The sequence below is a fragment of the Kineococcus aurantiacus genome (assembly GCF_013409345.1).
In the GTDB taxonomy this organism is placed as follows: Bacteria; Actinomycetota; Actinomycetes; order Actinomycetales; family Kineococcaceae; genus Kineococcus; species Kineococcus aurantiacus.
The window spans coordinates 68,143-90,078 of sequence record NZ_JACCBB010000002.1 but is presented as its reverse complement, the minus strand read 5'-3'; the positions used below and the strand labels follow the sequence as shown (position 1 = coordinate 90,078).

General features: G+C 69.8%; 18 protein-coding genes and 2 pseudogenes. 10 read left to right on the top strand and 10 right to left on the bottom strand.

Features of this window, described 5'->3' with window-relative positions; all coding sequences use genetic code 11:
- Positions 1–75: 75 nt before the first annotated feature.
- The 6 genes from mftF to mftA are packed head-to-tail and all read right to left on the bottom strand — an operon-like array spanning position 76 to position 5,198.
- Positions 76–1,497 (bottom strand): mycofactocin biosynthesis glycosyltransferase MftF, encoded by a 1,422-nt coding sequence (mftF, locus tag BJ968_RS23370; RefSeq protein ID WP_179757317.1) that lies wholly within the window; start codon positions 1,495–1,497, stop codon positions 76–78.
- A complete protein-coding gene (gene mftE / locus BJ968_RS23365) occupies positions 1,494–2,186 on the bottom strand; it encodes a mycofactocin biosynthesis peptidyl-dipeptidase MftE (RefSeq protein WP_343078294.1) in 693 nt (230 codons plus the stop codon). Before mftE ends, mftF begins: the two co-directional genes overlap by 4 nt.
- A gap of 18 nt (positions 2,187–2,204) precedes the next feature.
- Positions 2,205–3,455, bottom strand: a complete 1,251-nt coding sequence (gene mftD, locus BJ968_RS23360) for a pre-mycofactocin synthase MftD (protein WP_179757433.1) — start codon at positions 3,453–3,455, stop codon at positions 2,205–2,207.
- Entirely contained in the window at positions 3,452–4,735 is a 1,284-nt protein-coding gene (mftC, locus tag BJ968_RS23355) for a mycofactocin radical SAM maturase (RefSeq protein WP_179757314.1), read from the bottom strand. The genes mftD and mftC overlap by 4 nt, the downstream gene beginning before the upstream one ends.
- On the bottom strand, positions 4,732–5,016 hold the full coding sequence (gene mftB, locus BJ968_RS23350) for a mycofactocin biosynthesis chaperone MftB (RefSeq protein WP_179757312.1): 285 nt from the start codon (positions 5,014–5,016) through the stop codon (positions 4,732–4,734). The genes mftC and mftB overlap by 4 nt, the downstream gene beginning before the upstream one ends.
- 56 nt (positions 5,017–5,072) lie before the next feature.
- Positions 5,073–5,198 carry a mycofactocin precursor MftA gene (gene mftA / locus BJ968_RS27130; RefSeq protein ID WP_179757431.1) on the bottom strand — a complete coding sequence of 42 codons (126 nt, stop codon included), beginning with the start codon at positions 5,196–5,198 and terminating at the stop codon, positions 5,073–5,075.
- Between the two features lie 122 nt (positions 5,199–5,320).
- Here mftA and mftR point away from each other — a divergent pair, with 122 nt between their 5' ends.
- The 9 genes and pseudogenes from mftR (at position 5,321) to BJ968_RS27215 (ending at position 15,956) form a co-directional block, all read left to right on the top strand.
- Positions 5,321–5,959 (top strand): mycofactocin system transcriptional regulator, encoded by a 639-nt coding sequence (gene mftR / locus BJ968_RS23340; RefSeq protein ID WP_179757310.1) that lies wholly within the window; start codon positions 5,321–5,323, stop codon positions 5,957–5,959.
- Positions 5,960–5,968: 9 nt separating this feature from the next.
- Entirely contained in the window at positions 5,969–6,553 is a 585-nt protein-coding gene (locus BJ968_RS23335; RefSeq protein ID WP_179757308.1) for an O-methyltransferase, read from the top strand.
- Positions 6,483–8,144: a GMC family oxidoreductase N-terminal domain-containing protein gene (locus tag BJ968_RS23330; protein WP_179757307.1), complete on the top strand. Its 1,662-nt coding sequence runs from the start codon at positions 6,483–6,485 to the stop codon at positions 8,142–8,144. The genes BJ968_RS23335 and BJ968_RS23330 overlap by 71 nt, the downstream gene beginning before the upstream one ends.
- Before the next feature lie 436 nt (positions 8,145–8,580).
- Positions 8,581–9,771, top strand: a complete 1,191-nt coding sequence (locus tag BJ968_RS23325) for an NDMA-dependent alcohol dehydrogenase (protein ID WP_179757305.1) — start codon at positions 8,581–8,583, stop codon at positions 9,769–9,771.
- Positions 9,772–9,862: 91 nt separating this feature from the next.
- Positions 9,863–10,873, top strand: a complete 1,011-nt coding sequence (locus BJ968_RS23320; RefSeq protein ID WP_179757303.1) for an ABC transporter permease — start codon at positions 9,863–9,865, stop codon at positions 10,871–10,873.
- Positions 10,874–10,920: 47 nt separating this feature from the next.
- On the top strand, positions 10,921–12,153 hold the full coding sequence (locus BJ968_RS23315; RefSeq protein ID WP_179757301.1) for a substrate-binding domain-containing protein: 1,233 nt from the start codon (positions 10,921–10,923) through the stop codon (positions 12,151–12,153).
- Positions 12,154–12,239: 86 nt separating this feature from the next.
- Positions 12,240–14,843, top strand: coding sequence for an ATP-binding cassette domain-containing protein (locus tag BJ968_RS23310; protein ID WP_179757299.1), 2,604 nt, complete (start codon positions 12,240–12,242; stop codon positions 14,841–14,843).
- A gap of 294 nt (positions 14,844–15,137) precedes the next feature.
- Positions 15,138–15,254: pseudogene (locus BJ968_RS27125) on the top strand (dehydrogenase); the annotation flags it as partial.
- Positions 15,255–15,276: 22 nt separating this feature from the next.
- Positions 15,277–15,956: pseudogene (locus BJ968_RS27215) on the top strand (Rossmann-fold NAD(P)-binding domain-containing protein).
- Between the two features lie 1,154 nt (positions 15,957–17,110).
- On the opposite strand, the gene BJ968_RS23290 reads toward BJ968_RS27215, so the two are convergent.
- The 3 genes from BJ968_RS23290 to BJ968_RS23870 all read right to left on the bottom strand — a co-directional run bounded on the left by BJ968_RS23290 (position 17,111) and on the right by BJ968_RS23870 (position 19,801).
- Entirely contained in the window at positions 17,111–18,616 is a 1,506-nt protein-coding gene (locus tag BJ968_RS23290) for an APC family permease (RefSeq protein WP_179757294.1), read from the bottom strand.
- 633 nt (positions 18,617–19,249) lie between these two features.
- On the bottom strand, positions 19,250–19,555 hold the full coding sequence (locus BJ968_RS23875; protein WP_218886597.1) for a hypothetical protein: 306 nt from the start codon (positions 19,553–19,555) through the stop codon (positions 19,250–19,252).
- A 24-nt stretch (positions 19,556–19,579) separates the two neighbouring features.
- Positions 19,580–19,801: a hypothetical protein gene (locus tag BJ968_RS23870; RefSeq protein ID WP_246316464.1), complete on the bottom strand. Its 222-nt coding sequence runs from the start codon at positions 19,799–19,801 to the stop codon at positions 19,580–19,582.
- 24 nt (positions 19,802–19,825) lie between these two features.
- Here BJ968_RS23870 and BJ968_RS23280 point away from each other — a divergent pair, with 24 nt between their 5' ends.
- On the top strand, positions 19,826–20,614 hold the full coding sequence (locus BJ968_RS23280) for a TetR/AcrR family transcriptional regulator (protein ID WP_218886595.1): 789 nt from the start codon (positions 19,826–19,828) through the stop codon (positions 20,612–20,614).
- Positions 20,615–21,103: 489 nt separating this feature from the next.
- On the opposite strand, the gene BJ968_RS23865 is transcribed toward BJ968_RS23280, so the two are convergent.
- Positions 21,104–21,805 carry an amino acid permease gene (locus BJ968_RS23865; RefSeq protein ID WP_218886594.1) on the bottom strand — a complete coding sequence of 234 codons (702 nt, stop codon included), beginning with the start codon at positions 21,803–21,805 and terminating at the stop codon, positions 21,104–21,106.
- Positions 21,806–21,936 lie beyond the last annotated feature (131 nt).

Sequence of the window (21,936 nt, the reverse complement as noted above, 5' to 3'; positions counted from 1 at the left end):
GTGACCTCCCCGGATTCACTACCGTTCTGCTGCCGGCACCCGAGCGCACGCTCGGTCCGGGGGCGTGGCATCGAATCATCCGCGTCGGCGCGGGCGGACCACGGCGAGGCAGGACAGCTGCCGCTCGCGTAGAGCCCCCACCCACAACCCCGCGCCGTAGGCGAGGTCGTCGAGTCGGCGTCCCAGGAGGGTGCGCAGGAGGGGCTCACGGGGATGAGCATGCCGGGCGCTGACGACGTCGACCACGACCGCCGTCGTCACTGCCCGCCGCACGGTGCGGCTGACCAGCGCAAGCGGCCACACGACCGGCCACCAGGCGCGCAGCAGGAGCGACGACGCCTGGTGAACGCCCCCCAGCGCGGCACCCGCGGACAGAGTGAGGGCCAGTCGGTGGCGGCCCTCGCTGCGGGGCAGGCGCCGGGCGCTCCGCACGGCCGTTAGGGCGATCGCACCGAGGACGACCGGGACCCCCCAGCGCCGGCGGAGCAGGACGGCGACCGCGACGGCGGCGGTCGGGCCGGTCAGCACCGCGGGCGCGATGAGCGGTCCGTGACGCCGGCCCAGATCGGCCCCCCCGCTGCCGTAGGAGAACTTCGTCGCGAACCACTCCCGGAAGGTGTCCCGGCTGTCGTGCCGGACGACGTACCGGGGGACGTAGCGCACGACGCCCCCGGCCGCAGCCAGCCTCCAGACCAGGTCCACGTCCTCCCCGACGCGCAACTCGGGGGCGAACCCCGGAGCCAGGGACGCCGTCCGTGCCACGAGGCACGCGCTCGGCAGGTAGGAGAGGCGGGCACCGGGCCGGACTCGGCCCGCGGCCGGGCCCATGTCCAGGGATGAGGCGATCTCGTCGTACCGGTGGAACCACCGCACGCGGCCGGCCCGGGGCGCAGGCACGACGCGGGGACCGACGAGGTCCAGCGCGGGGTCGGCGAACTCGCGACCCAGTCGCCGCAGCACCTCCGCAGGTGCGCGGACGTCGGAGTCCACGAACGCCACGAGCGGTGTGCGGACCTGCCGCAGCCCGGCGTTGCGGGCTGCGGCCGGTCCGTGGTTCTCCGGCAGGGCGATGAGTCCAGCCCCGTGGCGGTGGACGACGGCTGCCACGGCGGCGGGATCGTGTGACCCGTCGTCCACGACGACGACGCGCAGCGGTGCCAGCGCCGACAGGCACCGGTCGAGGGGAGTGGTCCGGTCGCGCACGGGCACGACCACCGTCAGGTCGCGTGCCGTCGCCGTCGTCGCCGGGCCGTCGTCGAAGCGGGGGTCAGCCAGGTCGAGGGCGAGGAGCCTGTCGGCGACCGCCGCCGACGTGTCGTCCTGCACGGGGACCGCCCAGCCCCGCAGGACCTGCGCAGCGGCGTCGCTGAGCTGGACGGCGGTCAGGGGGGACCCCCCGGCGAGCACCCGACCACCGTCGAGGGCCTTGACGTCGCGGGTGAGGACGACACGGGACCCGTGCGGCAGCCCGCCCCGGGCCGTCCCCGCACCCGTCACGGCGGACCCAGTCGCCGGACGCCGTTGGCGACGGTGGCGACCATGTCCACCACCAGCGCCTCCCCGGCGTCCGCGTCGGCCCCGGAAGGGTCGCCCAGGACGCCGTTCGCGGTGACGGCCCGCAGGCCTTGCTCCCGCAAGGCGGGCAGCAGCATGTGGAGGGGGGCGCAGTTGCCCGGGCGGGCGCGCTCGGACCGGACGTCCTGCGGCCGCAGCCGGAGCATGACGGAGGTTTCGGCCCACCCGGCGTGCGGGTCGGCGTCGGCCGACGCGCAGGGGAACCAGGCGACGGTCTGACCCTCGGCGCGCAGGACCTCCACTGCGCCGGTGACCGCGTCGAGGTTTCCCCCGTGCCCGTTGACGAAGACGACCGCGGCCGCCCAGGTCCGTAGGGAGCGCCCGAGTTCGACGAGTACGGACGTCAGGACGGGGGTCCCGATGGACATGGTCCCCGGGAACGCCTGGTGCTCGCCGCTGGAACCGTACGGGATGGCGGGTGCGACAACCACGTGGGCGGTCGACAGGGCTCGCGCGGCTCGGTCGGCGACCTCGGCTGCCACGGCGGTGTCGGTGTCGAGTGGCAAGTGAGGACCGTGCTGCTCGAAGGAGCCGACCGGGACGAGGACGGTCGCCCAGGCGGGGACGGACTCCCAGGTGTGGGACTTCAACGCCGATCGGTCCGCCGTCACCGCGCGCTCACCGCCCCATCACCGCGTCATGGGTGTCGCGAGCCCGCTGGTGTGCAGCGGGGGAACCCCCAGGGCCCGGTGGAAACCCTCCGGGACGAGGAGGTCGTCCTCGCTCAGGTCGGCCACGGACATCACGCCCAGGCCCATCAAGGCTGAGTCGATGCCGCTGCGCAGGATGTCCAGGACGTTCTCGACTCCGGTCTGCCCGTTCGCGGCTAGGCCCCACAGGTAGGCCCGCCCGATCATCACCGCCCGTGCGCCCAGGGCGACGGCCTTGACGACATCGGACCCACGGCGCACCCCGCCGTCGAGGACGATCTCCACCTGGTTCCCCACCGCGGTCGCGACGGGTTTGAGCACCCGCAGCGCGGCGGGGGTGCCGTCGAGGTTGTTCCCGCCGTGGTTGGACACGGAGATGGCCTGCACGCCCGCGTCGACGGCGCGCAGGGCGTCGTCGACGCGGCAGACGCCCTTCAGCATGAACGGCGCGCCGCCGCTCAGCTCGGACCACGTGTCGCGCATCCACCGCACGTCCTCCCACGAGGCGGGGGCCGTCTGCATCCACTCGTAGTAGGCGCCGAAGAACGTCGGCGCGGACCGTCCCGGCGCGGTGAGGTTCGGCGCGGTGAGGTCGGGGATCACACCCCTGCGCCCGAAGCTCCACAACCACCGCGGTCTGACGACGACGTGGGGGGCGAGCCGGACCGCCGCCTTGAGGTCCAGCCGCTCAGGGATCTCCGGGCTGCCCCAGTCCCGACCGGAGGAGAACGACCAGTCCAGGGTGGCGATGAGCCCCTTGCTGCCGGCGTCGTGGGCCCGCTGCATCCGCTGCACCATGACGTCGCGCTCGCCCGTCCAGTACATCTGGAAGAACGTCGGAGCGCCGGTGGCGGTGACCTCCTCCACTGACTTGCTCGCGAAGTTGCTCAGGCCCATCACGGTGCCGCGCGCGGCGGCGGCGCGGGCGACGGCCACCTCACCGTCGGGGTGCACGGCTTGGACGCCGGTGGGGCTGATGACGACCGGCAGGGACAGTGGCTGGCCCATCAGGACCGTGCTGAGGTCTCGGGTGCGCGACTGTCCCGCCACGTGGGGAGCGAAGCCGACATCGGCGAACGCCGCCTGGTTGTCCGCGATCGTCTGTCCTCGTTCGGAACCGGCGACCAGCGCGGAGTACACCGGCGCAGGGAGCCGCTTCTGCGCGCGCCGTTGGGCGACGGCGACCGATTCGAACCAGGGGTTCCGCTTCCAGGGGTTCTCGATCCTCAACACGGGCGACCGCCTGGACTGAACCCGGCCAGGGGGTTCTGCGCGCAGGCGCTGACGGGACGCCCGGCGGCCGGGATCAGCAGGTTCGCGGCCGCGGGCCTGGTCCCCAGCGTGAGCATCACCGGCTGGTTGCGGATTGGGGTGCGCCGGGAGTGGTCTTGACCGGTGCTCGGCCGCTGGATGTCGCCGTGCCGGGAAAGTTCCTCACGGGCCTGCTCACCGAAACCCCGCACGCACTCCGGGTCCGGGCCGTCCAGAGGAAGCCCGGTGAAGAACTTCGCCGCCATGCAGCCGCCGCGGCAGCTGTCGAAGAAGGTGCAGCGCGAGCAGGCACCACTGGTCTGCGGGGACCGCAGATCGGCGAACAGTGGCGAGTCGCGCCACACCGTGGCGAAGCCACCGTCGTCCAGGACGTTGCCGGCCAGGAACTCGTCGTGGATGGCGAAGGGGCAGGCGTAGACGTCGCCGACGGGGTCGATGAGGCAGACGACACGACCGGCACCGCAGAGGTTGAGCCCGGGCAGGCTTTCACCGAAGGCCGCCAGGTGGAAGAACGAGTCACCGGTCAGGACCCTCTCGCCGTGTTGCAGGAGCCAGTCGTACAGCTCGCGCTGCTGGTGGGGGAGCAGGTGGAGTTCGTCCCAGACGTCGGCGCCGCGCCCGGACGGCCGGAGCCGGGTGAGTCGCAGCGTCGCCCCGTACTCGTCGGCGATGGCCTGGAACTCGTCGAGTTGCCCGATGTTCTGCCGGGTGCAGACGACGCTGATCTTGGCGTCTTGGAAACCGGCATCCCGCAGGTTCGTCAGGGCCTGGAGCGCCGTGTCGTAGGAACCCGGCCCGCGGACGTAGTCGTTGACTTCGGCCGTCGCGCCGTCGAGCGAGATCTGGACGTCGACGTAGTCGGTGCCGGCGAGGTACTGGGCGCGCTCGGGGGTCAGGCGGACTCCGTTGGTGGAGAACTTCACTCCCACGTCGTGCGCGACGGCGTACTCCAGCAGGTGCCAGAAGTCGGGGCGGATGGTGGGTTCGCCGCCACCGATGTTCACGTAGAACACCTGCATGCGCTGGAGTTCGTCGATCACCGCCTCGGCCTGTGCGGTCGTGAGTTCGCGCGGATCACGCCGCCCGGAGGACGACAGGCAGTGGGCGCACGACAGGTTGCAGGCGTAGGTGAGTTCCCACGTCAGGCAGATCGGGGCGTTCAACCCAAGTTCGAACTGCCGCACGAGGGACGCACTCGAGGGCTGGGTCTTTGCGGGTGCTGCTGCGAGGACGGTCACGGCTCGGATCCTCCGTCCTTGGCTCGCGGGCAGATGGTCCCATTGCGAGCCAACTGGTTCAGGGCGGTCATGTACTGCTGTCGCTGGTCCGGCCGGATGCCGGCGGCGTCGAACGCTGCCGCGACGGAATCGCGATCGGCGAGTTCCCGGACCACCGACAGCAGTTCGGGACGCTTGAGGAACGAGAGCCGGCGCGAGGTGAAGTCGTAGACCAGTGCGCCGAAAGGCTCCGGCCGGAGGGCGACCGACGGGGACAGTCGCCACGCCTGCTGGAGAGCCACGGCACCTGGGGCGGTGGGGAAGACGCCGTCGGGGTGCACCGGGGTGCCTCCGTCGTTCAGTAGACGCCGCACATGCCGTCGATGGAGACCTCCTCGACGAGGACCTCGGACAGGAGCACCTCCTGCGACGAGAATGATGGATCGGACGCGTCGACGGGCGTGGGGGAGGGTGCGGGATCGATCACGATGAGCCTCCAGTCGAGGTCGTTCTCGGAAGTGGCACGACTGTAATGGCAGTGACTGCAGAAAGCTAGAGGTTGCAACGGACTGGTTGGATGTCGCTGCCGTGTAGTTCAATGCAGGCGTGTCGCCGACGCACCGACGCGCCCGAACGGCCACGACGGGCCGTCCCGAGGCCACCACCCACGCGGCGATCGAGGCTGCGGCCTTCGCCCTGTTCGACGAGCGCGGCTTCGAGGAGACGACCATGACCGCCATCGCCGCGGCGGTGGGCGTCGCCCCGCGGACCCTCTTTCGGTACTACCCCTCCAAGAACGACATCCCCTGGGGACAGTTCGAGGAGACGCTGGCCGCGTTCCGGGCGGTCCTGGCCGCCACCCCTGCCACGACCTCCCTGGTGGACGGGATTCACGCGGCCGTGCTGAGCTACAACGCGTTCCCCGACGAGACGATGGCCTCGCACCGTCGGCGCATGGGACTCATCCTGGGCACCCCGGCGCTGCAGGCCCACTCGGTGCTGAAGTACCGCGCGTGGCGGGAGGTCATCAGCCAGCACGTGGCCCGGTGCTGCGGCGGGCGGCCCGCCGACCTCTTCCCGCAGACCGTCGGTCACGTCTCCCTCGCATTGGCGCTCACCGCCTACGAGGCCTGGTTGTCCGATGAGCGGGCCTCGCTGGCCGACCTGATCGACGAAGCCCTGCGCGGGCTGCGCGTCTACGTGTCGGCCGACCGTGGCGCGCGGGACGTGCGCCTCCGCCCCTAGGGTCGCGGCATGGTCGACAACTACTTCTCCCGCCTGCAGATCCCCGACGAACACCGGTCGGTGGCGACCAACCACGAGCAAGGTTCCTACCTGTACGAGCTGGCGCGCCTGACTGCGGCCGCGAAGACGCTCGAGGTCGGGCTCGGTTTCGGCAGTTCGGCGGTCTACATCATGGCGGCGACGCGCTTGCCGCACGTAGTCGTCGACCCGTGGGCGCGCAGCTACCGGTACGCCGGGTTGCAGAACATCGCGGCCGAGGGGTTCGCCGGTCTCGTGGACCACCGCGAGCGGGCGTCGCAGATCGAACTCGCCGAGCTCGTGCGCCAGCAGTGCACGTTTGACCTGATCTACGTGGACGGCGGTCACAAGTTCGACGAGACCCTCGTGGACGTCTACTTCTGTGCCCAGCTGTTGGCCGTGGGGGGGCACATGGTGATTGACGACCTCTGGATGCCGGGGGTGCGACGGGTTCGGGACTTCATCCTGGCCAACCGGGAGGACCTCACGCAGATGCCCTGCCCGGTTGAGGACTTCCTGCACCTGCGGCGCACCGGTTACGACACTCGCGAGTGGAACCACTTCGTCCCCTTCTGAGCAGGCCCCTTCTAAACCGACCACGGGAGAAATGATGCGCAGTGCCGACGTGGTGGTGGTCGGGGGCGGAACCGCGGGGTGCGTGGTCGCCGTCCGGCTCAGCTCGGACCCGTCGATGTCCGTGACGCTGCTCGAGGAAGGGGCGGCGGCATACGGCACGGACCGCGTGCACGCCGACGTCCTGGACGCCGGACGGGTCCGTGCGGTCTCGCCGGGACACGTGGCCAGCACGACCCGTGCGACCCACCTGGCGCCTGGTCGGCCGTGGGGGATCGTCCGCGGTTCCGGGCTCGGTGGATCGTCGTCGGTGAACGGCGCCTACTTCGTCCGCGCCCGAGTGGAGGACTTCGATCGGTGGTCGGCCGCGGGCGGGCCGGCCTGGAGACATGAGAACGTCCTCCCCCTCTTGCGGGCCCTCGAGGACGACCTCGACTTCCCGGACTCCGACCAGCACGGGAACGGCGGTCCGATCCCTGTCCGGCGCCCGGCCTTGGAGCACCCGGCGGTACAGGCCCTCGCCGCCGCCTCGTCGTCCCTGGGCATCGCCGAGGAGCTGGACAAGAACGATGCCCGGTCCACCGCCGGCTTTGGTGCGGTGCCGCGGAACGCGGTCAGCGGGATCCGGCTCAGCACGGCCATGACGTACCTGGCCCCTGCGATGGGGCGGCCGAACCTGACGGTCCGGGGTGGCGTCACCGTCTTGGGGGTTCGCGTCCAAAGGGGAACCGTCCGCGGGGTCGACCTGCTGGTTGGCGGGAAGCGGAAGTTCCTGGCCGCCGGTCACGTCGTGCTCAGCGCCGGTGCGGTGGACACCGCGGTCCTCCTGCAGCGCTCGGGGATCGGGGCTGCCCGCCACCTGGAACGGGTGGGCATCGAGGTCCAGGCCGACCTGCCGGGGGTCGGTGTCCTGGCCAACCACCCGCAGGTGGTGGTCGACTGGTTGCCGCGCGGCCCCCTGCCGGTTCCTGCCGACCACTGGTTCGCCGCGGCGGTGAACCTGGACGGTTTCGTGGAGGACGTCAGCGTCGAGGTCCTCCAGTCGCTGCTGCCGATGCATGTCTTGACCTCGAACTCCGCACCGCGCGCGGCAGATCCCCTACCGCTGCTCGTGTCCACCCAGGGACAGGGCAGGACAGGCTCGGTTGCCGTCTGCGGCGGGGATCCGGGCGGTCCGGCGATCGTGCACCACGGCTACCTGGCCGACCCCGTCGAACGGCGCGCGCTGCGAGAGGGGGTGCGTCTGGCCTGTCAGCTCGTCGCGTTCCCGGCGTGGTCTGGGCGCGGCGGGCCGGGGGCCGGGGTGGTCGGACTCCCGCTGTCCGTGCTGGTGGACGACCGGGCGCTCGACCGGTGGGTCCGCGAGCGCCTCGGGACGGCGATGCACCCCACGTCCACCGCGGCCATGGGGCCGGCCGGATCCCGGGGCTCGGTCGTGAACGGCTGGGGTGCGGTCCACGGGATCAGCGGGTTGACGGTCGCCGACACCTCGATCCTGCCGACGGCCCCCCGGCGCGGGCCGGCAGCGACCGCCGTGCTGATCGGAGAACTGGTGGCGCGGGGGTTGGCCGGACGTCTCAGTTCTCCCAATTGAGCCGTCATGTCTTGTGATTTTCCCCAAAGAGGCCGCACCCGGTAAGCATCGGAAGATGTCGGTGGCGGCACCGATCGCTCGGAGAAGATAACCGATCTGGAGCTACACCGTTGCGGTGCAACAGCTTCGGCGTCCAACGCTGTGGCGCCGATGGTTTCGGAAGAACCCCTTGTCGGCAACGATCCTCTGCACTACGGTTCATTCACCGGCTTTCGCTGCGTGGCTTCTCCGACGGGGAGAGGCGTCACCGCGAAGCGGCCCCGGGGTCCTGTAGGACCGCCCACGCCGGGAACCCCGAGCTCTAAGCCGCGCGTCCGGCCCGTGCCCACTGGCGCGCATCACCGGTACCCCGGCGCCCCGGCGTCTCGGCGTCTCGGCGGCGGAGCTGACCCAGAACACGCCTTCCACTCGCGACCTCTCGAGGAGCTGAAGCTCGATGAAGACGACAGGAGCCATCTGTTGGGAACCTGGCAAGGGCAAGGGGTGGAGCGTCGAGGAGATCGAGATCGACGAACCCCGGCATGACGAGGTCCTCGTCAAGCTCGCCGCCTCGGGTCTTTGCCACTCCGACGACCACATCGACGCCGGCCACTACCCGGACGACCTCAAACCTGTCGTCGGGGGGCACGAGGGCGCGGGCATCGTCCTCAAGGTGGGGTCGAGCGTCTCCACGCTCGTGCCGGGTGACCACGTGGTCCTGACCTTCGTCCCCTCCTGCGGGCGGTGCGAGTCGTGCGTGTCAGGACGATCCCGCCTCTGCGACCTCGGCGCGATCACCTTCGACGGCGTCGAGATCTCCGACGGCACGCAACGGATCCACGCCCGCGGACAGGGTCTGGGCACGATGTGCCTCCTGGGCACCTTCAGCCCCTACGTCGTCGTGCACGAAGCGTCGGCCGTGAAGATCCGGGATGACGTCCCGCTCGACAAGGCGGCCCTGGTGGGGTGCGGGGTGACCACTGGCTGGCACTCGGCCGTGACGGCGGGACAGGTGGGCGCGGGGGAGACGGTCGTCGTCGTCGGGCTCGGCGGCGTCGGGATGAACTCAGTCCAAGGGGCACGGATGGCCGGGGCCCGCCGGGTCGTCGCGGTGGACCTGGTGCCCTGGAAGGTCGAGCTCGCGCGGCGGTTCGGGGCCACGCACACCGCCACCAGCATCCAGGAGGCCGAGACGGTCGTCCGCGACCTGACGTGGGGGAAGATGGCGGAGAAGGTGATCTTGACCGTCGGGGTCCTGCACGGGGACCTGCTCGAACCGGCGATGAAGCTGCTGGGCAAGGGCGGTTCGCTCATCGAGACCGCGGTGGCCGACATCCACCAGACCGAGGTCACGCTGGACCTGTTTTCTCTGAACGTCTACGAGAAGAAGATCATCGGGACGCTCTACGGGTCGGCCAACGCGCGGACCGCCATCCCGCAGTTGCTCGACTACTACATGAGCGGTGAGCTCAAGCTCGACGAGCTCGTCACCAGGACCTACAGCCTGGAGCAGATCAACGAGGCATATCAAGACATGCGGGACGGCAAGCTGATCCGCGGGGTCGTCGTGTACGACCTGGACGCTCCCGACCCCGAGGGCACATGGACGGCGCAGGACCAGGTCCCCCAACTCGCCAGCCGCACCTGAGCTCTCACGGCTGCACCGTCCGACACCCAGCCCACCAGGCTCCTCCCCGCCGTGCGTCCTCGCCGGGGAGGGAACCGGAACAGGAGAGCCGATGCGAGGAGGCCTTCGCCTCACCCCCGTCCGCGGTCTGCTGCTCGCGACCGTCGTGCTCGCCGGGATCGCCCTGTGGGTGTCGTCCGGCAACCTGCTCAAGGGGTCGACTCTGTCGACCCTCACTCCGCTCCTAGCCGTCGCGGTCCTGCTGGCGGCCGGTCAGGGGCTGGTCATCGGCACCGGGGGAATCGACCTGAGCACCCCGTACGTCATGACCCTCGTGGGGACGACGATGGTGTACGTCGGCGCGAACGACGGCTCCAAGGTTCCCCAGGCCGTCCTCGTCTCCCTCGCGGCCTGCGCCCTGATCGGCCTGGCCAACGGTGTCCTCGTCGAGGCGTTCGGCCTCAACCCGCTGGTCGCCACCCTCTCGGTCGGACTGATCGTGGCCGGCCTGACCCGGCTGTACCGCGGACCCGTCGATCGCCACACCAGCGTTCCTGACCTGCTGCAGTCCGGAGCCCGCCTGAACGCTGCGGGGTTCAGCGCCCTGCTCCTCGTCGCGGTGGTCATGGTGGCCGTCCTGACGTTCGTCACGTTCCGCACGGTCGCGGGACGTCGTCTCGTGGCCAGCTCCGCCGCTCCCCGCACCGCGTACCTCATCGGCATCCGAGCCCGGACGTTCCGCGTCGCGGCTTACACCGCCGCCGCGGTGCTCTACGGGATCGGGGCCGTCTCGCTGTCTGGGCTGCTCGGCTCCCCGGACCTCACCTTCGGCAACTCCTTCCAGTTGCCGCCGATCGTCGCGGTGGTGCTGGCTGGGGCCGCCCTCACCGGTGGCCGGGTGAACTTCCCGGCCATCGCCCTCGGCGCCGTCTTCGTCACGCTCCTGGACTACGTGCTGCGAGTGGCCGGTTACTCGACCGGTGTGTCGCTCTTCGCGCAGGGGTGTGTGCTGGCCGGTGGTCTTTCGGCGATCCACCTCTTCCGGCGCCGTTCCGCGGTGCGCTCCGCCGGCGTTCGTGCCGGTTCGACCGCCCCCCGTGGACCGGGGACCCCCCAGACATGAGAAGGAATGGGCACATGGTCAGATCAGCTCGTCCGTGGAGTTCCTGCGTGGCCGTGGTGGCAGGGCTGCTCACCGCCACCCTGGCACTGAGCGCGTGCGGCGGTGGAGCGGACACGTCGTCGGAGAACTCGACCGCCGCGACCGCCGACAAGCCGCTGCGCAGCGACGACGCGGCCGCGATCCAGGCGCTGTTCACGCAGGCGACCCTGGCCGACGTGAATATCGGCACCGTCGACAAGAGCATCCAGGACGCGTTCGCGGTGGCCGCCGCGCAGCTCCCGGCGGACAAGCAGAAGCTCGCCTTGGAGTGCTGGGAGAAGAACACCTGCACCGTGCCCGGTGGAGGCGACGTGATCGTCGGGATCGCCGACGGGTTCGCCGGGAACACCTGGCGGCAGTATTCCAAGATGGAGGCGATCCTGCAGGCGCTCGCCTACCCCAACATCGGCAAGATCATGTATGTCGACGCCAAGTCGAACCTCGCGACAATGCAGTCCAACGTCCGGAGCCTGGTGGCGCAAGGCGCGAAGGTGATCGTGTCCTACAACGACTTCGGCGACGCGATGAAGCCGACCTACGCCGCGGCACAGCGTTCCGGCGCGAAGGTCGCCCTTTACACCACCCCGGTGGGCAGTGCGACGAAGCAGGACGTGGCGGCCCAGGTGCTGCCCGACAACTGCCAGCTCGGCAAGGATCAGGCCGACGCCACGGCGGCAGCGATCGGCGGCAGCGGTCAGGTCGCCTACTTCAACGGTACCCCGGGTAACCCGGCTGGGGTGATCTGGAACAAGTGCGCGACCGACCAGTTCAAGGCCAAGTACCCGGGCATCACTGTCGCCCGGTCCCTGGACACGAACTGGACGCCGGACGGGTACTACAAGGCCGCCTCCGCGGTCATCGCCAGCGGCGCCCCGGTGAAGGCGATCCTCACGGACTACGCTGAACCGATGGTGCAGGTGTTCAAGGCTTACCAGCAGGCCGGGGTGAAGCCGCCGGCGTTCATCACCTCGACGTGCAACAACGGCCTGAACAAGGCGTGGTCGCAGGCGCAGGGCACGCCGGAGGCGTTCGACCTGTACTACACGAACGGCACGAACTGGACGGCGCGCGTGGCCCTCACCGCGGCGATGGAGGACCTCGCCGGGGCCGAGCTCCCCGAGAAGATCGTCTTCCCTCAGCCGTTCGTCAAGGCCAGCGCCACCAGCTGGGTGCAGGACCGCGGCGAGGACTACGTCGAGAGCACGTTGATTCCGGCCGACCTGCTGAACCAGATGAACTGACGTGACCGGGCCGGCCGGCGCGCCGGCCGCCCCACCGTCGCCCCTTCGTCGACCGTGAGCCTGGCCGAAGACCTCGTAGGAGCAGCATGAGCGCGAACCGCACCACCGAACCGTCGGAGACGACCGTGTCACGCCAGGACGGTCCCGCGCTGCGGGTGACCGGTCTGCGCAAGGAGTACGGGCCGGTCGTCGCCCTCGCCGACGCCCGCCTCGCCCTCACCGGCGGTGAGATCCACGCCCTGGTGGGTGAGAACGGCTCGGGGAAGTCCACCCTGGTGAACCTCGTGTCGGGGACCGTCGCCCCCACCGCCGGATCGGTCGAGATCGCCGGGCAGGTGCTGCTGCGCAATACGCCCGCCGCGGCGGCGCGGCTCGGGGTGATGACGGTCTTCCAGGACGGGTCCATGCTCCCCGAACTCACGGTGGGGCAGAACCTGTACATCGGGACCCGGGCGGACCAGCGACCGCGCTACCACCAGGTGGACGCCTGGGCGCAGGAACTGCTGGAGACGAGCGGAATCACCGGGGTGTCGAGCCGCACCGCGACCCGGGAAATCCCGCCCGGCGACCGCCAGCTGATCGAGATCGCCCGCGCCGTGCACGCCCGGCCGCCGCTGCTGATCCTGGACGAGGCGACTTCGGCCCTGGACGCCTCGGGCGTCGACCGCGTCATGGACATGATCGTCCGCAGCGCGGCGGCGGGTTCTGCGGTCCTGTTCGTGACCCACCGGCTGGGTGAGGTGTTCCGGGTCGCCCACAACATCTCCGTCCTGCGGGACGGGGAGTGGCAGAGCACGGTCCCGGCGTCGTCGTTGAGCACCGGCGACCTGGTCGACCTCATGGCGGGGACCTCGGTGGGGCTGGACTTCCCCGTCCGCCCGGGGGTGCCCGCCGACGCCCCTGTCGTCCTCACCGGTCGTGGGCTCTCGCAGGGCAACCTCAAGGACGTCTCCCTCGACGTCCGGGCCGGGGAGGTCCTCGGACTGGCCGGTGCCGACGGCAACGGGCAGGGGCTGCTGCTGCGGGCGCTGGGGGCCAACGCCGGGGCGGGAGGCGTGCTGACCGTCGGGGACACCGAGCTGCGCTCACCGGTGGCCGCCAAGGCCAAGGGGGTCGTGTACCTGTCCGGGGACCGCAAGAGGGAGTCACTGTTCCCTACGCTGAGCGTACTGGAGAACCTCACCGCCGGGGTGCTGGGCCGGCTCCGGGAGAACGGTCTGGTGCATCCCCGACGGGAGCGCGAGCACGCGCGGGAGCAGATCCAAGCCTTCGGCATCCGGGTGGGGAGCCCGGCGCAGCCGGTGAGCTTCCTCTCCGGCGGCAACCAGCAGAAGGTGGCGATCAGCCGGGCCCTGTCCGACGCGCCCCGGGTCCTGCTGGTGGATGAGCCCACGCAGGGGGTGGACGTACGTTCCCGGATGGACATCTACCGGACGCTGCGCGCGGCGGCCGACGCCGGTTCGGCCGTCGTCGTGGTCTCCTCCGACGCCGCCGAGCTGGCTGGCATCTGCGACCGGATCGCCGTCATGTCCCGTGGCCGGATCATCACCGAGCTCGACGGCCCGACGGCGACGGAGGACTCGATCGTCTCCGCCTTCGCGGTCGAGAGCGAGGTGGTCGACCCCGCCTCGTCGGCAGCGGTATCGGCCGCGACCAGCGGAGGAAGCGTGCGCCGGGTGCTCCGCGCCCACGAGGACCTATTCCGGCTGGGGGTGCTCGCGGTCGTGCTCGTCGCCCTGTTCAGCTACGCCCAGGGGGTCAACCCGTCGTTCAGCTCCGCGGCCAGCATCTACAACATCGGCCTGCTGGCGCTGCCCCTCACGGTGGCCGCGGTGGCTCAGTTCTGGGTCCTCCTGGTCGGCGGCATCGATATCGCCGTCGGCGCCACCATGGGCTTGAGCCTCGTCGCGCTGTCCTTCACCGCCACCTCCGGCGGAGGTGCCATGCTCGCGGTCGTCGCGGTCGTCACAGTCGTGGTGTGCGGCCTCCTGGTCGGTGCCCTCAACGCCCTGCTCGTCGAAGGCGCCAAGATCGTCGCCGTAGTCGCGACGATCGCGACCATGGGCATCGCCGGCGGTCTGGCCCTCGTGCTGCGCCCGACCGCGGCCGGGCTGCTGAGCCCCGACCTGCTCACGTGGCTCACCCACCAGACCGGGGCGTTGCCGACCCTCACACTCGTCCTCGTCCCGCTGCTCCTGGTGGGGGACTGGTGCATCTGGCGCAGCGGCCCCGGGGTCCGGCTGCGGGCCGCGGGGCTGCAACCGAACTACGCCCTACGACTGGGCATCCCCGTCCGCCGGCTGCGCGTGGCCTCCTACCTGGCCTGCGGCGTCACCGCGGGCCTCGCAGGGCTGGTCCTGGCCGGCTCCGTCGGCACCGGTGAGGCCACGGCCGGCAACGACTTCACGCTGCTGTCGATGGCGGCCCCGGTACTGGGCGGCGCGAGCCTGCTCGGCGGGCGGGGATGCCTCTTTGGGTGCCTCCTGGGCGGGCTCCTGCTGGCGCTGTCCAACACGATCGTACCGATGCTCGGCATCTCTGACGCGTGGAGCTTCATGATCGTCGGGATCCTCACGGTGGTCGCGCTGCTGGCCTACTCGCGCGGTGGGGAGAACACCTCCGGGGTGCGCTCGCTGGTGATCCGGGTGCTCCGGCGGCCGGGCCCTGCAGGCGTCCCGTCGGGGGCGTGACCGGCATCGACCAGCGAACGTGTCCCCAGCGCGCCCCACCCACCTGTGCTCAGCGCCGACCGGCTCGCGGAAACAGGCGAGAAACACTGCCGAAACAGTGTTGTGCGACTCACGGCCACCAACGCCGAGTGGGCGCTGGAGCAGTTGTGAGCGCTCAACACCCGGTGCAGAGCGAACAGCGGTGATCGGTGCAGTCGTGATGCGCAGGAACGGTGGTACCCCCACTTTCGCGGTCGAAAGAGTTCTCGACCCGGTGCCGGAGCCCGATGACCTGCTCGTGGAGTCCGAACTCGCGGGATCTACGGATCAGACCTCGAGCTCTTCGCGGGGCACGTCGAGAAGGGAACGGGTTCTTGGTACCCGGTCGTCCCCGGCCACGAGTGGGTGGGCCGGGTCGTGGGGCGCGGCTGAGCCGTGTCCAAGATCGAGGTGGGTGAGCGCGTCATCGATCACGGCCCCCTGCCGGGGGACTTCTGGCTCGGGTTCACCTCGGACGGAGTGTTGGCCGAGCGCTTCACGATGCCCGCCGCCGCGTGCCTGGTGGTTGTCGAAGACGTCGACGCGGAACGAGCTGCGCTCATCGAACCGACCGCCTGCGTCGTCCAGGGCATCCGCCGGGCGGGCGGGGGTGGACGCAGGCCACGACGACCGCGGTCTGGACGTCGACGCTGTTGGTCGGCACCTGGACGTCACCGGGAGCGTTGTGGGCGCACCTGGCAGTGACGAGCTGAAACCGGATACGCTGCTGGAGCTCGGCGTCGACCTTCTGGCGCCCGCCGCCCTCGAAACGGCGATTCACTTCGGGAATGCGCACCGCGTCCAGGCCCGGGAGGTGGTCGAAGGTGCGAACGGGCCAACGTCCACAGCCGCCGACGAGATCCTGAACGATCGGGGGCGCTCGTGGTTCCAGACATCCTGGCGAACGCCGGCGGGGTGATCGTGTCGTACTTCGAGTGGGCGCAGTCGAACCAGACGTGCTGGTGGAACGCTGAGGCGGGCGAGTCTCGGCTGGAGACCCGGATGCTCTCCGCGTGGCACCGGGTCCTCCACTTCCCTCCGTGCACGACCCCACCCTCCGTGAGGCGGCGACGACCCTGGCCGTCGGGCGGGTAGCCGAGGCGCACCGGCTTCAGGGGTTCCACCCCTGACGTGCTCGACCGCACCTGATGAGGTGCTCGGTCTCCCCCATGGACCGGGTGTCCTCGCCGGGTACGGGTCAGGATGTGCGCAGAGGTGCTTCGTCCTCCTGAGGTGTCGCGCTGTCCTCAGGAGCGTCCCGCCGCTGGCGCCGCTCGGCCTCGGCCCATCGCAGACCCGTCTGGCAACGTGTGGTCCACGTGATCGATGTCACCACGTCCATGGTACCCATCCCCTCGTCGCTGAAGTCCGTGCCCGTTCCGCGCCGCGTGCGCGGGACCCGGGCGCTCGTCCTGACGTGAGCTGGAGGACCAGAGTAACCTAACGAGCGTTAGAAAGGCTAGAGGTTGCTCGCAGGGATCCACCCCGTCTCGAACGCACCGGGGGTGCAGTGGCGGGCAGCGTGGGACCTCCGACCGACCAGAGGTCGATGGCGTGACTCGGTACCGACATCCAGAGGTCCAGGCCGCGCTGGATCGAGCACACCGCGCAGGCTGACTGGCCCGGGCTGTCTGCGACAGAGCAGGTGATCTTGGAGACCTTCCTCCAACCGGCCGGCCGGCAGGGCCTGGGATCGGTCTCGATGCGGAAGCTGGGGTCTGTTCTGTCCGCGCAGGAGCCGAGCCTGTACGCGCACTTCCCGGGTAGTCGCACCGACCTCGTCACCCAATCGCTCGCCTGGCACGCGCACCGTTTCGCCCAGGACCTGCTCCCTGAGTTGAACTCCGTTGAGTCTGCGGAGGGGAGGTGGGACGGGGTGGTCCGGACCCACTTCCGACGCCAGCTCGCACTTCCGGGGAGCGACCTGTAGGACCTCATCATCCAGACCCACGAGCAGCTGGGGGTCCTGCCCCTGCAGCGCGCGCATACGCCCAGCGACACACCGCTTGCTACGAGGGGCTCTTTGCGGCGGTGGACGCAGCAGTGGGTATGTGACGTCCGGGTGAGCTGGCGAAGCTGGTGATGATCCTCCTGGGCGGAGCAGGCCGTTGGAACGACTGGTCCGAAGCGCCTGAGGGCCTGACCCGGCTCGAGGACCGTGCTGTGACGCTGTGCCGGTGGTTGCGGGGGACAGCACAACGGGGAGAGGGACCCCTGCTCCCATTCCCCGAGCGCTCGTGATGGTGCGGTCACTCCTTGACGAGGGGGGCTTCTTCCTCGGCGGTGGTGCCGTCCTGACGACCCAGGCGGGCGTACCACTCCGGCCGGGCGGAGCGGTAGTAGAGGGCGACCCCGCAGCCGGCGGCGACGAAGGCCAGCAGGACGCCGAGCATCCAGAAGTACTCACCGGGGGCCCCACCCACGAGCAGGTCAAACCGGACGACGGCGAAGATGACGACCGCCGCGAGCCCGACGAAGGACAGGATCGGGGCGATGGACACGTTCCAGCGGGACTCACCAGCAGGGCGTCCGGTCCGGGCGAACCACTTGACGACAGCCAGACTCACCAGAGCCATGAGGATGAGGACACCAGCGGTACCGACGCCACTGCCCGTGCCTTGGAGGAAACCGGGGTTGTCAGAGAACACCGCGAACGGGGCGACCATTACCAGAGTGATGATCGCGGTGGCCAGCGAGGCACGGTACGGGGACTTGTGGCGCGGATGCACCGCCGCCAAGGTGTGCGGTAGGGCGTGGTCGGCACCCAGGTTGAACAGGTACCGGGCCGAGACGTTGTGCACCGAGAGCACCGAAGCCAGGGCGGACGTCGTGACGAGCAGGACAGCGACCTGGGAGACCGCAGGAGCCACGAAGGTGGACAGGGCGTCGTGGAACATGTCGCCGGGGGCGCTGGTCGATGTGCCCTGGGCCTTGTCCGGACCGTAGGCGAGGATCAGCGAGTAGGCCGACACCGCGTAGAAGAGTCCGATGAGCAGCACGGAGATGTAGGTCGCGCGCGGGATGGTCCGGTCGGGATCCTTGACCTCGTCCCGGAAGAGCGCCGTAGCCTCGAAGCCGATGAAGTTGCCGAAGGCGAAGAGCAGAGCCATGCCGGTGCCGCCGTTGATGAACGCTGACGGGTCGATGGGGGCTGCAGACAGTCCTTCGGCCCCTCCCTTGGCCAGGGTGAACACGTTGAAGACGCCCACCACGATGATCTCGAGGACCATCACGATGCCGAGGACCTTCGCCGACAGCTCCACGTTGAAGTGGCCCAGCCCGGTGACGATCACCCAAACGACTAGGGCCCAGACCCACCACGGGGCGGACGGTCCGTGCAGGATGCCGACCAGGGCGCCCAGGGACGTGCCGGCGAACGCGTAGATGCCGGCGGTGATGGCCAGGTAGGAGATGGTGGCGAGATAGGCGCTGCCGACTCCGAAGACCCGACCGAACCCGAGCGAGATGTAGGTGTAGAACGCGCCTGGGCGGGGGATGTGCCTCGTCATCGTCGTGTATCCGACGGCGAAGATCAGCAGGACGACCGTCGCGACCAGCCACGCGATCGGTGCGGCCTTGCCGACGAACCCGATGGCGAAGGAGATGTAACCGGCGACGGTGACTAGGGGAGCGGAGAAGGCCAGCACGCTGAGAACCAACGAGGTCGTCCCCATGTTCCCCGATAGCCGCGAGCCGTCCTGGGGCGGCGTCCGGTGGTGTACGGCACTGCCGGGTTCAGCTGAGGTGTTGCTCATGGTTCCTCCTAGCGGCGGGTGAACGTCATCGATCACGCGTCGCGGTCGTCGGTGGGCTGCGTCGATCACCGGTCGCCACCCGCATCGGTGGGCAGCGCTTCCGGCCGAACCTAACGCTAGTTAGACTGAAGCGGCAGGAGGTTACTGATTTGTTACGCGTGTGAAAACTCCGCCAAGGAGGAGACTGGTCTCCTCGCGTGAGGGTGTAGGTGAGTATGCGTTGCGAGACAACGGTTGAGGTTGGAAGCGCTCGTTGACCCCGCCTTTTCCGGACTCTGTGCCGTCCAGCAGGGTTAGTCGATCGAGACAAACGGGGAGGTGTCTTTTGGTGAAGGCGACAGGCGATGGTGACGCCGTGAATGGCGAGGGCGGCCGCTCGGTACGGACAGCACTTCCCGCCGCCGAAGGCACCGGGGGCGCCCGCCGCTGGCCTCCTGCCCAACGTCCACGTCACGGTCGAGCCGCGATCGGTGAGCGCCAGGCTGCCGGGGCTGCCTGCAGTGTCGGAGCGTGTAGGGCCCGAGCACCCAGGTGGGCGCCGTCGTGCTCGTGGCCTCACCCGACCGTGCACGAGCAGGTCGACGGGCGTCGCCGGCCGCCAGGTCGACGTCCTGTCCCGGTCGAACCGCGGTGTCAGGCGGAAGGCACCGGTGGGCGACGAGCGATCGCCACGGGCAGGAGGGCGTCATCGGCTACGGCTTCCTCCAGCAGGAGACCGGCGAGGTGCACGGCACGGTTGGCGAGGCCTGGCAGTTGCTCATCGTCCCCCGTCCACCCGTTCCACCGGGTGGCACCTTCGAGGAGGGTCACCACGATGCTCACCGGCGGCTGCGCTGAGCGCACGCCCATCTCGAGCGCGGCCGCGACGAGGATTCTCTCGTGCAGCTCCATCAGCTGGTCGGCCTCCGCCCGCCCCTGCGGTGGCAGGGTGCCGGCCATGCGGTCGGTCGCGACCAGGAGGTCTCACAGGCTGCTCTCCGGGAGCTGGAGCTGCCGGCCAAGGTGGACACGGACGATGGCGTCCCAGTGCTCGCGCGGGGTCACCGCGTCGGTGACCGCTTCGAGCAGAGCCGTACCGAACTCATGGAAGCTCCAGCGCAGCGACTCGACGACGATCTCGTCCCGACCCTGCGGGAAGTGGGCACAGATGCTAGGAGCCTGCACGTTGACCGCACGTCCGAGCATGCGCATCATGACTGAGGAGACACCGTGCTCAGCAGCCAGGCGCAAGAAGGCCCGCAAGATCCGTCACCGCGACTCCGTCTGCCGGGTCGCATCCACCTGGGCGAGGTGCTGCGCCAGTCGATCACGCGCCTCAAACGTCGTCGAAGCCTTCGTGGAGCACGATGCTCGACGGCGGTCGGCGCAGGCTCGTCGAGCCGCCCGCTTTTGGACCGGTGTCCGGTGACGGCGTCACCTGACCCGACTGCAGAGACGATGACGGCACAGGGACACCGGAAGGAAACCATCGCGGACCGCCAGCGCCGGGTCTTGGACGACGTCCTGCAGCAGATCGGACGGTCGGGCGCAGAGGGGGTGACCCACCGCTCGATCACACGGTCAACAGGGATTCCTCTGGGCTCGCTGACCTACTACTTCAACAGTCGCGACGCGATGCTGCTGGCTGCGTTCGAGCGGTGGGGTGTCCTTGCCGTACGCCGCCTGGAAGAGGCCCTGTCGAGCCGGGCGGGGCAGGAGCTGGCGACGGTGCTGGGCGACTACGTCGAGCAGGAGCTGCGGGTCGTCCCCCCAGCCGTCGTCGTGCGGGCTGAGCTGTTCGCCGCCGCCCTGCGTGACGAACGGTTTCGCCGGGTGGCGGAATCCTTCACCTTCGGTGTGCTCGCAGCATTGCGGACCCGGCTGGGGGCGGAGGAGGCCCTACTGTGCCGTTCCGTCCTCGACGGGGTGCTGCTGCACCGGAGCGTGGACGTCGAAGCGGTGCGTGAAGTGGTCCGTGCCGTCGTGGGGGACCTGGAGCGCAGCGATACGCCCCGGTGACCTTGACGTCACGGAATGTGACCAGGCGCCACCGGTGAAGAGTCGTCCTGAGTAGTTCGTGATCGCCAGGTAGGTCACGACGGCCAGGCCGAGCGCGGACAGCAGCGGCGCCACGAGCGTCCCTGCGACCGACTCCGACGGGTCCGGGTGGCGGGGAGTAGGCAAGTGCGGCCATACTGGTAGCAAGAAGCAACAGCAGGACCACCAAGGTACCTACACCGCTGGCTCGGGCGCACAACAGGGCTGGGGACGTCCCCAGCAGCGCGAGGACCACGATCAGGGCGGCCCACAGCCCGCCGACCTGCGCCGCTGAGACGCGCGGTGGTCCATGCCACGGGTGGACCCGACTTGGGGACCGGGGCAGGACACGGTCCCGAGGGAGTAGAGGTAGCGTCCAGACACGTTCTGGACGGGGAGCATGGACGCCAGGATCGGCGTCATGAGCAGACGCATGACGACATCCACGACGGTTTTCCCGACGAGGTGCGGTCAACGCCGTGTTGAAGAGACCGGACGCGTCCCGCGTCGCTGCACCCCGGACCTCGCCCGCACCGGAGAAGGCAACGAGGCCCACGCCGCGACGGCGGAGGAGAGGCCGATCCCTCCAACGGCGACGGCCGTCGCCCGAGGGGTCGTACGTCGGGGATCTTCGACCTCCTCCCGGTAGATCACCGTAGCCTCGAAACCGAAGAAGCTGCCTATCACGAACAGCAGGGCGAGTCCGATGTTCGCGTCGCTGACCCACGGCAGGGTCAGGTCGCCTCCTCTGCGACCGGCGCCGTACCCCGTGACGAGCGACACGACGCCGAAGACGACCACCACGACGACCTCAAACACCATCACCGCGCTCAGCACCTTGGTAGACACGTCGATGCGCCGGTACGGCAGCGCCGTCACGCCGGCGACGATGGCCAGCGCGATCCAGTACCGGGGGATCGAAGGACCACTCAGGCCGACGACGTAGCCCTGGCGCGTGACTGCGAACAAGGCCGGGGCGGAGAAGCCGATCGCCGTGTAGCCGAAAGTGGCCAGGAACGCATCGCCCAGGCCGGCGGGCTCGCCCAGGCTGGCGCAGACGAAGGAGTAGAAACCCCCGGGTTCTCTACCTTCCGTCCCATCGTGATGAAGCCACCGAGATGAGGATGCAGAACAACGTCTGCAGGAGGTGGATCGCAGGACCGGTGTTGCCACTGTACGTCAAGAGCACGGAGATGAAGCCTGCGGCCGTCGACAGGGGCGCCGAGAAGGCGAGCACGCCCATAACCAGCTCTCCAACACCCAGTTCACCACGCAAGCGGTGAGCACCACCGTCGACCGGTGTC